Here is a 12,075-nt window from a genome sequence, read left to right as displayed (position 1 = left end):
AAGCTCCGATTACAAATTCAGTAATTTGTAATCGGAGCTTTTAAATTATTATAAAATAAAAACTATTTTACTTCGATAATCTTATTTTTTGTACCAATACCATTTTCATTAAATGGCTCAATTGTGAAATAATATTTTGTTCCTTTATCTAAACCTCTAAAATCGTATGTATTGTCGCCATAAACCATAATACTGTTGTATAGTTTATCAGGAGTAATTCCGTAGTAAATGTTATAGCCTATTGCATCATTTTGCTTTTTCCAGGAAATCATAGCATTTCTGGAATCTGCTTTGTTTCTGTCTACTTTAAATGAAGTTACAGCTTTTGGTTTTGAAGCTAATCCGTTTCCAAAAACTCTGAAATCTGAAATGGCAAATAAACCTGAAGCGTTGTGGATATTTTCCATTTTAATATAACGCGCTTTAAATGGCTTTGTCAATTCTACATAATCATGAGGCGCATCTTTATCGTTTTTTGATTTATCGACTACCAAAGTCCAGTTTTGTGCATCATCAGACATGAATATTTTATACTGATAATAAATATCCATTGCTTTGTTGTACTGCGTCGCTTTATGATCTGCGTAATTAATCTGCAGCGCCTTTATTTCCATTGATCTTCCTAAATCCATTTGAAGCCATTCGCCCGGATTACTGGTTTTAGCTGACCAATACGTCTGAATATTTTCATCTGTAAGGTTTTCTGGTCCGTAACAGAATTTCTCGTACACTTTTTTGCCTCCGTTATCCATTCTATGCGTTTCCACTTCCATACATTCTTCAGAAGAAGAAACCGTTACAGGCTTTTTATATGAAAGCAACATCCATCCGGATGAAGCGCCTTTTGTCTGATCGCGATTACTTGTTGGCAATACAATTGGAAAATCTCCGTAAGAAGTTATAGAATACATCACATCATCTTTATCAAATCCGGCAGGAAACATATCGATACGACGTTCAAAACGATCTTTGATTGATATTTTACAAGTTCCGGTGTTCCAATAATTTCCATAGTTATCTGCGAAAGTGTTTCCGTGTCCCGCACCAATTACAAATCCGCCCGGTTTATAAGACATTGGATTATGTTTTTGATAGGTAAAAGGCCCTAATGGATTATCTCCTACGTGAACTCCATTTGCATAACCTTTAAATTCGGTTGCCGGCGCTCCATATTGCATATAATACTTCCCATTGTGTTTCGTCATCCAGGCTCCTTCAATGAAATTACCCCAAGGCGCAGGTTCCATATCATTATTTGGTCCAAAACGCTCCCAACCGTGAGAAGAAGGATCTAAAATGGCAACTTCTTTAATTTGACCATACGGTTTTTGAATATCTTCTACTTCTGTAGCTTTATATAATGTAGCATAATCAGTCTGATTCCCTTTTGGAAGCCATGTGTTATAATCCACCTCAACACCTACTAAAGGAAGCTTTCCGCTTGAACCATAATACATATATACTTTTTTGTCATCATCCTGAAAAATCGCTGGATCCCAGGTTGGAAGCATTGCTTTGTCTACATGACGTGTCCATCTTCCTGATTTTGGATCGGCTGTTTTCCAGATTGGATGATCTCTTTTCCAGGTTGAACCAACGTAAAATAAGGTGTCATTTACAACCCATGCTGCTGGCGCACATTGGTCGTCGTCTCCGGGCTGTCTTTGAAAACTTCCGTAAACAAAATTCCAGTCTGACATGTCTTTGCTCCAAAAAAAACCTGCCTGATTCGTCGCAAATAAATAATATTCTCCTTTGTAAGTTATAATAACCGGATCGGCGCTTGAACGACGTGATTCCGGAATTCCATTGTGATTGTGAGTGGTATAATTGTAACCAATATTAATTGGATTACAATACGTAGTTGCAGGTTTATTAGGATCAAACCATTCTGTTTTACCTAATTTTTGTGCCAAAAGACTGTGACTAAAAAGAATCACAAATAAAATTGGCAATGCAGACAGTTTATATCTTTTTTTCATTGTTTGATTGATGTTAGCAAGCTGTGGATTATTTTTTTATTTTTAATCTTTCACTTAAAAGTTCGGGCTCGTTTGTCGTAATGTAATTGAATTTGTGGTCTATAATCCAATCCATATCTGCGGCTTCATTTACAGTCCAGGCATTCAGAAGGACTTTATTATCCTTTGCTTCCTGAATCCATTCCGGATGTTTTTGAAAGACTGAATAATGATAATCGACACCATTGATATAATCTGCTTTAACTTCTTTTGGAGATTTATTTCCTTCTAAATATTGCAATGAAGTTTTAGCATCTACTTTTCTAATTGCTTTTAGAATATCATAATCAAAACTGATGTAGCAGGTATTTTTATTGGCTTTTAATTTTTTAATGGTTTCGACTGCTGCTACACCCGTTTTTTGTCCTCTTTCTTTACTGATTTCTGATGGTTTTATTTCGCAGACTAAAAGTGTATGTTTATTATTTCTTTTTCCTTCTGAAATATATTCGTGCAGCGTTGGAAGTTTTTCTCCGTTTGAAAGTTTAAATTTTATCAAATCTGCGTAATTCGTTTCTTCAATAAGCAGTTTATTGTAATGTGCATCATGATTGATTACAAGCGAATCATCAGCGGTTCTCCAAACATCAAATTCGGAACCTGGCAATTTTAAGTCAATTGCATGTCTTAATGATGCAATAGAATTTTCCGGGAGATTATTCTTTTTCCATGCACCACGATGTGCTACAATGGCATTTTTCTGTGCATTACACAAAGAAAAAACAAGTACAAAAACTAATGAACTTACTATTTTAAAATTCTTCATTTCATTCCTTTTTTAAAATTGATTTTTTATTTCAGAAAAAAAGCCCTTCGCTAACCAAACACGCGAAGGGCTAATTACTAATCAATAAACCAACTATTTAGTTAACTCAAAACTAACTTTCTTATCGGCATTTGAATTACCTCCAATGAAAATATCAAACTGCCCAGGCTCTGCTACAAATTGTAAATCAGAGTTATAAAACTTTAAATCCTCTACAGTAATATCAAAACTTACTGTTTGTTTTTCGCCTTTTTTAAGCGCTATTTTTTGGAAACCTTTCAATTCTCTCACTGGTCTTGTTACAGAACCAACTAAGTCTCTAATGTATAATTGAACCGTTTCTTTTCCGTCAAAATTTCCAGTATTCGTTACATCAACTGTTACTTTTAATTTTCCAGTCGAATTCATTTTATCTGAAGAAATTTTCAAGTTTGAATAATCAAAAGTGGTGTAGCTTAAACCAAATCCGAATGGGAATAAAGGCTCATTTCTTTCGTCAATATAATTTGATCTGAATTTTTCGAATTTCCCTTCTGTATTAGAAAGTGGTCTTCCAGTATTTTTGTGTGCGTAGTAAATTGGCAATTGTCCAACGCTTCTTGGGAAAGTTGAAGTCAATTTTCCAGATGGATTTACATCTCCAAATAAAACATCAGCGATAGCGTAACCTGCTTCTGTACCTGCGAACCAAGCATTTAAAATTGCTGGAACTGTTTTTTCTTCGTCTGTAATTACTAACGGACGTCCGTCAAATAAAACTAATACAACCGGTTTTCCTGTTTTCAATAAAGCGTTTAATAAATCTTTTTGAGCTTGTGGAATTTCTAAGTTTGTACGGCTGCTTGATTCTCCGCTCATTTCTGCAGATTCTCCTAAAGCTGCCACAATTACATCTGACTGTTCTGCTACTTTTAAAGCTTCTGCTAACATTTCCTCTTTTGAACGAGCATCACGATGTAATGTTTTCCCGAACATAGTTGCGTTTGTTTCAAAAGTTTCATCGTAATCTAAGTTACTTCCTTTTGCATATAAAACTTTCGTTCCTGCTCCGGCAACTTCTTTAATTCCTCTTAATAATGAAACAGCATTTTCCATTTTTGTAGCCACGCTCCAGGTTCCCGGCATGTTTTCTTTCGCATCTGCTAATGGTCCAATTAAACCAATTGTACCTGATTTTTTAAGTGGCAATAATTGGTTTTGGTTTTTCAACAATACCAATGATTGTGAAGCAATTTGACGTGCTTCTTTTCTGCTGTCTATTGTAAAAATCTCCGTTTTTGCTCTTTTCTCGTCACAATATTTATATGGATCCTGGAATAATCCTAAATCATATTTTGCTTCTAAAATCAATTTTACAGCGTTGTCGATTGTTTCCATAGAAACTCTTTTTTCATCCAAAGATTTTTTCAAAGTTCCTAAGAAACCTTCTCCAACCATATCCATTTCAACTCCAGCGTTCAATGCCAAAGCAGAAACATCTTGAAGATTTCCCATTCCGTGTTCGATCATTTCAGGAATTCCTGTAAAATCGGTTACAACAAAACCTTTAAAACCCCATTGTTTTCTTAAAACATCTGTCATTAACCATTTGTTTCCAGTTGCAGGGATTCCGTCCACTTCGTTGAAAGAAGCCATTACCGAACCTACACCTGCATCAACTGCCGCTTTGTAAGGAGGAAAATAGTCGTTGAACATTCTGATATGACTCATATCAACGGTGTTGTAATCACGTCCAGCTTCCGGAGCTCCATATAATGCGAAGTGCTTAACACAAGCTAAGATTGAATTGTTTTTAGAAAGGTCATGTTGTTGATATCCGTTAACCATTGCTTTTGCAATTTGGCTTCCTAAGTACGGATCTTCTCCTGAACCTTCAGAAACTCTTCCCCAACGTGGATCACGAGAAATATCAACCATTGGAGAAAATGTCCAGTTGATTCCGTCTGCACTTGCTTCTTTAGCAGCAATTTGCGCACTTCTTTCAATTAAAGCCATATCCCAGGTACAAGACAATCCTAACGGAATTGGGAATGTTGTTTCGTAACCGTGAATAACGTCCATACCAAAAAGCAACGGAATTTTTAAACGGCTTTTTTCAACCGCAATTTTCTGTACTTCTTTAATTTTTTGAACTGATTTAATGTTGAACAAACCGCCCACTTTACCTTCAGCAATATTTTTTGCCACATTTGAGCTGTTTGCCTGCCCTGTGGTAATATCACCAGATGTTGGCAAGTTTAACTGACCCAATTTCTCGTCTAAAGTCATTTTTGACATTAACTCTGCTACAAATTCAGACTTTGGTTTAATTTTCACTGTATTTTTAGCTGGCTTTTTTTGAGCATAACCCAAAACAGCGCATCCTAAAAAAAGTAAGACTAATTTGTTTTTCATTCTAATTTATTTATTTGTTTGTATTCGTTTTTTCTGCTGAAACATCCAGTCGTAGATTTCCTGATTATCGTAAACTCTTGTCCAGCTGTCGTGATTCGCATCATCAAAAATGGTCAGCTTTACATCTTTTGCATTGCACTTTTTCAATTCTTTGTAAATCGTGATTGCATAATCAACATTTACCACATCGTCTAACAATCCGTGGTAGATTCTGGTTGGAATATTGGCTATTTCACAAGCGTGCTCTAACTGAATTAAATCTACAAAACCAGCGACAGGTACGTTTGCTGCAAATAGATCCGGATGTGTAAAAGCCAATTTCCAAGAAGCCCAACCTCCTGAGCTCAAACCAGTAACATATATTCTTTCTGAATCAATTTTGTTTTCCTTCTGAACTTTTACAATCAGCTGGTAAATCGATTCGATATCCCAATCTTCATCTGACTTACATTGCGGAGCCAGGACGTATGCATCTAACTGATGGGTCTTTAAATATTTTAAAGGACCATTGATTTTCACTTTTTCAAGGTCAGTCCCTTTTTCTCCATCTCCGGAAATAAAAACAATCAAGGGCTTTTTTTCTTTTGTATTCGCAGGTTTATGCAAGACATAACCGAGCTCGTACTTCGCCATTATGACTGTGTTAATTTTTCCTGTAGTTTCACTTTGGCTAAAGCCAAGCAGAGAAATCAAAAGAGATAAAAAGGCTAATTTGTATTTCATGTTATTTATTAAATCCCGTATTTCCCTGATTTAAATCCAAGTTTTGTTAAACCTTGTTTTACTTCAGGGGCATTCATGAATAATTTCCATAATAAACCTGTTCTGTAATTTTCGATCATAACCACTTCAGGTCCCTGATCAATTGCCAGATAACGTTTTGCAACCCATTTATTTCCTAAACTAAGTGCATCATAGAATCCTGCATCGCCCCAGGCTTCTTTTTTATGATTTTCGTATAAATTGCGAATAAAAGTCATAGACTCTTTTGGCGTATAAACAATCGAGCTAATTGCTGCAGTAGGCGAAATCACACCCTGATCATTACTTGGCATGTGGGCATTATATCCAATAGAACCGTCAGGATTTCTGGAATAAGAAGCTGTTAATCCCCAATATTCCGGACCATATCCTGGAATTTTATTAGGGTTTTCAACACAATACTGATAATTGATTTTGGTCTGATTTACATTTAAATCCCAATAGTTAGCATATTTATCGCTTAATTGATTTGGATCTAAACCAACATAAGAATAATGCGCCCAGAATAATGGGCCACCAAATTCTTCTGCCCCATTATGCTTTAAAATTAAAGGCAGATTGTATTTTATTTTTGAAGAAACTATTTCGCCACCTCTTGCCCATCCTTCATGATACGCTTTGGCATCAATTGCATGAGTTGGCGAAGATGCCGCCATTACATAAGTAATCAGGCATTCATTATATCCTTGGAGAGGAAAGTCCATCTGCCAGGCATAACTTGGAGACCAGTGCCAATATAAAACATTTTTGTTATTTGTGTACCATTGCCAGTCTACTCCTTTCCAAAGTGCATCAAATTTTTGAGCAACTGCTTTTTCACTTTCAGAACCATCTTTAAGATATTCACGAACTGTAATCATTCCTGCAACCAAAAATGAGGTTTCGACCAAATCACCGCCGTTATCCTTGGTTCCAAAAGGTTTTACTTTTCCTGTATTTCCGTCAATCCAATGTGACCATGCTCCATGAAAACGATCTGCTTTGCCTAAAAAATCTGCAATTTTGTTCAATCTTTCAACTCCTTGCTCTTTTGTAATGTATCCTTGAGACATTCCCGAGACAAGTGCCATTAAACCAAAACCAGAACCTCCTGTTGTAACAATATTAGAATCATTTTCTGGATAATTTCCGTCCGGATGATAACGTTCTCTGGCTAATCCCGAATTGGGTTCAGCATAATCCCAGAAGTATTTAAAAGTTTGTTTTTGAACAACATCTAAAAGTTGTTCATCTGTTAATGCAGCAACAACAGAAGTATTTCCCTGTACATCCTTTTTTGATTTATCTGTATTGCCACAACCAAAAAAAGTAAAAGCTAAAAATAAAACTGAAATTCTAATCATTATTAAGATTTTGAGATTGTAATAAATAATCACTTCCTCCTGGAAACCAGAAGGAAGTGATTTTAAGAATATTAATTATATCCAGGATTTTGAGAAGACATTCCCTCAGCAACTAAAATAAATGATGCCGGAATTGGGAATAATTCGTTTTTACCTACCGTAAATACTCTTCCGTTAGGGAAGAACGTGCTCTTATCGGCTGCAAAAGCATCTTTTGCCTGACCCGTTCTAACCAAATCAAAGAATCTGTCAAATTCAAAAGCCAATTCCACTCTTCTTTCTTTCCAGATTGCAGTTCGAACTGCTGCCTGAGAAGTTGCCGGAGTATCGCCTAAACCTGCTCTGTGTCTGATTACGTTTAACAACGGAATTGCTTCTGAAGTCTGACCTAATTCATTTAAGGCTTCCGCTTTCATTAATAATACCTCAGCATATCTTAAGTATTTAATATTAGCATCTGTTTCCCAAGCACTTGTATAAGCAGAAGAATAGGCTTTAAAGTTGTATCTAGGATTAGGGTCATCTGCACTAATCACTGGAATTACTCTTCCATCATATAAAGTTGTACCTCTAAAAATGATAGTCGCATCTTTTCTAACATCTCCAGCTTCGTAAGCATCTACTAAACTTTGAGAAGGCTGATTGAATCCCCATCCCCATGCATCACGAACACCCTGAGTATTAGAATATCCCTGAATTCCACGAGCTGGAACTGAACCAACACCATTGATTTCAAAAATAGATTCTCCATCATTTTCTCCTTCTAATCTGAACATTTTAGCATAATCAGGAGAAATGATATATCCTGTAACCAGATTACAGTTATCTACAACAGCCTGCCATTTTTTCTGATATAAACTCACTTTTGCTAATAAAGCATAAGCCGCTCCTTTTGATGCTCTTGCTTTTTCAGCATCAGCATACTGCGATTTATTTGGTAAAACTGCAGCAGCTTCAGTTAAATCTTTTTCAATAAAAGCATAAACCTCAGCAGCTGTTTTACGAGTTAACTGCATTGCTTTATCTTCTGCTGATAATGGAATTTTTGAAATGTGATCTACAATTGGCACACCTCCATAACATTTTACTAAAGTAAAATACATGAAAGCTCTTAAGAATTTAGCTTCTGCCATTAATCTTTCTCTTAAAGCAGGATCAGCTTTATCTAGTTTAGGTAAAATTTCTAATGCTTGATTGCATCTGTTGATTCCATCATAATTTGCATTAAAAGTACTTTCTGCAGATGGATTAGAAGCGTTATAAGTTAAGGCATCCAAAACATCTTTATCTGTACCGGTATCACTTGGAGTTGAACCTTTATCGGCATCATCAGAAGTAATACTTGCTAATCCAATCCATCCAAATGAGCTCATATCCCAGTCTAAGAACTTACTGTAGATTGAAGTCACAAAAGTTTTTGCTCCGTTGTCATTGTTAAACAATTCGATATCATCTGTAGAAATAGTTTCTGTTTGTTTAACATCTAGGTAATCATCAGCACATCCAGTAAAAGTAAATGCTGCTAAAACGAAGATTGATATATATATCTTTTTCATAATATTAAAATTTTAAATTAGCACCAATTACAAATGATCTTAATGTTGGATAAGCATCCAATTCAATACCTTGAAGTTTATAAGGATCTCCATCTGCATTTAGCTCAGGAGAGAATCCAGAAAATTTCTGTGTAATGAATGGGTTGATTGCATTAAGATAAATTCTGCAAGAACTAATAAATTGATCACCGCTTAAAGGAAGTTTATATCCTACAGTAATGTTGTTGATTCTAAAGAAATCACCTGACTCCATATAATAAGTTGAAGCAACAGGAACAGTATTAAATGGTCTTGGATTTGGTGCTGTTGTATTTGTTGGTGTCCAATAATTGCTTGTCATAGAAGCTTCGATGTTTTCACCTCCAAAACGCTGTGCTTTTTTACCATTGTAAACTTTAGCTCCACCAGTACCATATCCATCAACAGAGAAATCAATGTTTTTGTAAACTAATCCTAAAGAAACTCCATAGTTTACTTTTGGTAAAATCGAACCTACATATTTTTTATCTTCTGTTGCAGATAAAGCATCCTGAGTTACTTTATTTCCTGCAGCATTATAATAAAGCATATTTCCATTTGCTGGATCTACACCTGCATATTCATAAAGGTAAAAACTACCTAATGGCTGACCAACAGAGTTGTTGTATAACAATTTAGTATCCTGACCATTTCCTAAATTACCTCCAATAACTTGAGATAACGAAACATCTTTTAAACTAGTAAGTTCATTTTTGTTGTGAGAGAAGTTACCTCCAACCCAGTAGCTTAAATCTTCAGTAATTTTATCATCCCAACGTAAAGAGATTTCATAACCTTTGTTTGAAACTTCACCCACGTGAGAAGGAGAAGCTGTTGTGATTCCTGAAGTTGGATAAGGTTTTACATATAAAATTACATTGTCTGTGTTTTTGTTATAAACATCAAATGATCCTTTTAACCTGCTGTCTAAAAATTCGAAATCAATACCCGCAGAAGACTCTTCTGTAATTTCCCATGTTAAAGCTGGATCAATTTGAGAGGTAATGCTTGATCCTTCATATAAAATTGAACCTCCTAAATAACTGTTTAATCCAGAATTATAACTCTGGCTGTTTAATGGTACATTTTGGTTTCCTAATTTACCCCAGCTACCTCTTAATTTAATTAAATCAACTCCTTTAATATCTGACAAGAAACTTTCTTTAGTCATAATCCATCCAAGACCTACAGATGGGAAAGTTCCCCAACGGTAATCTTTTGCAAAGTTTGAAGATCCGTCACGTCTAATAGTACCGGTTACTAAGTATCTGTCCATTAATTTGTATTGTAAACGTCCAAAATAAGAAGCTAATTTACTCTCATTGAACACAATATCCTGTAAGTTTGTAACTGTACCAGAATAATCTACACCTTTTGATTCTGTAGAATTATATAGAGACCAATAGTTAGAATCAGGACTTACATTTTTTCTTGTAATTACTAGTTTTTCTCTTGGACCTTTAACAGAAGTTTCAATACCTGCAGTTAACTCCACATCATGAATTTTAGCAAATACTTTATTGTAAGTTAAATAGTTAGATAAGTTCCAGTTAAAATACTGCTCTCTACCTCTAGTCAATAAATTGATAGGATCTGTACTTGAATAATCTCCATCTTTACGAGTTGGATTAGCCGCTAACCAAACATTTTTAGTATCCTCGAAATTGTAGTTTTTCCAGGTGTAGTATTCACCATTAAATTGTGAAGTGAACTTTAAACCTTCTAAGATTTCATAATCTAATTTTAAACCACCCTGAAGTGTGATACTTCTTTGTTGTTCATCATAAAAATCTAATTGTGCTACAGGATTACCAACATTGTTGAATGAAGTACCTGTTGGACTTGCTACTCCGCTTGCATCTGCAAAAGGCGCACCATACTGACCATTTGCAAAATGCACAGGAACAATTGAGGACTGTTTGTAAGCATTTGTAAAGGCACTTAATGGTTTTGGTGTAGAATTAGCTGCTGTAAAGCTAAAGTTCTGGTTTAAAGTGATTTTTTTAGAAAGTTTAAACTCATTGTTATTTCTAAAACTTGTACGGCTGTAATCCAAACCGTTCAAAATCGCTTTTTCCTGATAGTTACCTGCACTAAAGAAGTATTTCACATTTTCTGTAGCCCCAGAAATAGAAATATTATTTTGAGTATAAGTACCCGTTCTTGTAATTTCATCAAACCAATTTGTATTAACAGGCTGGTTTGTAGAAAATCTGTTTGTTCCTAAAGCTGCGTTAGTATAGCTTGCATATTGATTAGCATCAGCCATTTTCACTTTTTTAAGTGGCGTTCTGATACCGCCAAAGCTTTCAACTTCTACAGAAACTTTGTCTCCTTTACCTTTTTTAGTAGTAATAATGATAACCCCGTTTGCTGCTCTGGTACCATAAATGGCAAGAGAAGAAGCATCTTTAAGGATTTCATAAGAAGTAATATCATTAGTATTAATATTATTGATGTTTTCCGTTGGCATACCATCAACAATATACAGAGGATTTCTTCCTCCTAATGCAGTACCTAAACCTCTAATAACTACAGAAGGAGTACTTCCCGGAGCATCTGAAGAAGTTACCTGAACCCCTGCTGCTTTACCCTGAATAGCCTGAGAAGCATTTAAGACCTTAGTTCTTGTAACATCTTCTGCTTTTAATGAAGTAATTGCTGAAGTATTATCAATTTTCTTTCTGGTACCATAACCAATAACAACTACTTCTTTTAAAGCAGTATCACCTGCTTCTTTTAATGTAATAGTCATTTGACCTGCTGTTGCCGGAACAGAAACAGCATCAAAACCAAGCATAGAGATTTTTAAGATTTCCCCAACTTTAGCATTAATGGTAAAATTACCATCGAAGTCAGCATCAGCAGAAGCTCTGGATTCTGAAGCACTAATAATGGCTCCAGGAACTCCCATTCCGCTACTGTCTACTACTTTCCCTTTAATTGCTTGTGCCTGCCCCACCATATATGTAGGCAGCAACAAGAGTGCTAAAAAGCTAAAAATAAAATTTTTCATACAGTACGTAATCGTTTAAGTTAGTAGAGCCAAATTAAACAATTACAACGTTGTAGTACATCAAATACCACTACAACACAGCTACATCATTATGTTAAATTTTAAGATTATACAATTGATTATCAACAAAATAAGCATTACCAAATTTTCTTTAACATAACGTTATGATGTAGTAATGATGTATTAGAATTATGTAATA

Annotated in this window: 7 protein-coding genes; all 7 read right to left on the bottom strand. The window is 35.2% G+C overall.

Translation table 11 applies throughout. From position 1 onward, the window contains the following. Positions 1-62: 62 nt before the first annotated feature. Entirely contained in the window at positions 63-1,982 is a 1,920-nt protein-coding gene (locus HYN56_RS14445) for a discoidin domain-containing protein (protein ID WP_109192821.1), read from the bottom strand. Between the two features lie 28 nt (positions 1,983-2,010). Beyond that, a complete protein-coding gene (locus HYN56_RS14440) occupies positions 2,011-2,787 on the bottom strand; it encodes a glycerophosphodiester phosphodiesterase family protein (protein WP_109192820.1) in 777 nt (258 codons plus the stop codon). 93 nt (positions 2,788-2,880) lie between these two features. Further along, a complete protein-coding gene (bglX, locus tag HYN56_RS14435) occupies positions 2,881-5,181 on the bottom strand; it encodes a beta-glucosidase BglX (RefSeq protein WP_109192819.1) in 2,301 nt (766 codons plus the stop codon). 6 nt (positions 5,182-5,187) lie between these two features. Beyond that, positions 5,188-5,904 carry a carboxylesterase family protein gene (locus tag HYN56_RS14430; protein ID WP_109192818.1) on the bottom strand — a complete coding sequence of 239 codons (717 nt, stop codon included), beginning with the start codon at positions 5,902-5,904 and terminating at the stop codon, positions 5,188-5,190. 8 nt (positions 5,905-5,912) lie between these two features. Beyond that, positions 5,913-7,286, bottom strand: a complete 1,374-nt coding sequence (locus HYN56_RS14425; protein ID WP_109192817.1) for a glucoamylase family protein — start codon at positions 7,284-7,286, stop codon at positions 5,913-5,915. Positions 7,287-7,357: 71 nt separating this feature from the next. Beyond that, positions 7,358-8,842, bottom strand: coding sequence for a RagB/SusD family nutrient uptake outer membrane protein (locus HYN56_RS14420; RefSeq protein ID WP_109192816.1), 1,485 nt, complete (start codon positions 8,840-8,842; stop codon positions 7,358-7,360). A gap of 4 nt (positions 8,843-8,846) precedes the next feature. Further along, positions 8,847-11,876, bottom strand: coding sequence for a SusC/RagA family TonB-linked outer membrane protein (locus HYN56_RS14415; protein ID WP_109192815.1), 3,030 nt, complete (start codon positions 11,874-11,876; stop codon positions 8,847-8,849). Positions 11,877-12,075 lie beyond the last annotated feature (199 nt).

Origin of the sequence: Flavobacterium crocinum (assembly GCF_003122385.1) — a bacterium.
Lineage (GTDB): Bacteria > Bacteroidota > Bacteroidia > Flavobacteriales > Flavobacteriaceae > Flavobacterium > Flavobacterium crocinum.
Note: the sequence above shows the minus strand (reverse complement) of the source record. Positions and strands in the feature narration are given on the sequence as shown.

Excerpts from the sequence above, each read along its gene's own strand:
- HYN56_RS14445 (WP_109192821.1), bottom strand. The coding sequence starts at position 1,982 with ATGAAAAAAAGATATAAACTGTCTGCATTGCCAATTTTATTTGTGATT.
- HYN56_RS14440 (WP_109192820.1), bottom strand. The coding sequence starts at position 2,787 with ATGAAGAATTTTAAAATAGTAAGTTCATTAGTTTTTGTACTTGTTTTT.
- bglX (WP_109192819.1), bottom strand. The coding sequence starts at position 5,181 with ATGAAAAACAAATTAGTCTTACTTTTTTTAGGATGCGCTGTTTTGGGT.
- HYN56_RS14430 (WP_109192818.1), bottom strand. The coding sequence starts at position 5,904 with ATGAAATACAAATTAGCCTTTTTATCTCTTTTGATTTCTCTGCTTGGC.
- HYN56_RS14425 (WP_109192817.1), bottom strand. The coding sequence starts at position 7,286 with ATGATTAGAATTTCAGTTTTATTTTTAGCTTTTACTTTTTTTGGTTGT.
- HYN56_RS14420 (WP_109192816.1), bottom strand. The coding sequence starts at position 8,842 with ATGAAAAAGATATATATATCAATCTTCGTTTTAGCAGCATTTACTTTT.
- HYN56_RS14415 (WP_109192815.1), bottom strand. The coding sequence starts at position 11,876 with ATGAAAAATTTTATTTTTAGCTTTTTAGCACTCTTGTTGCTGCCTACA.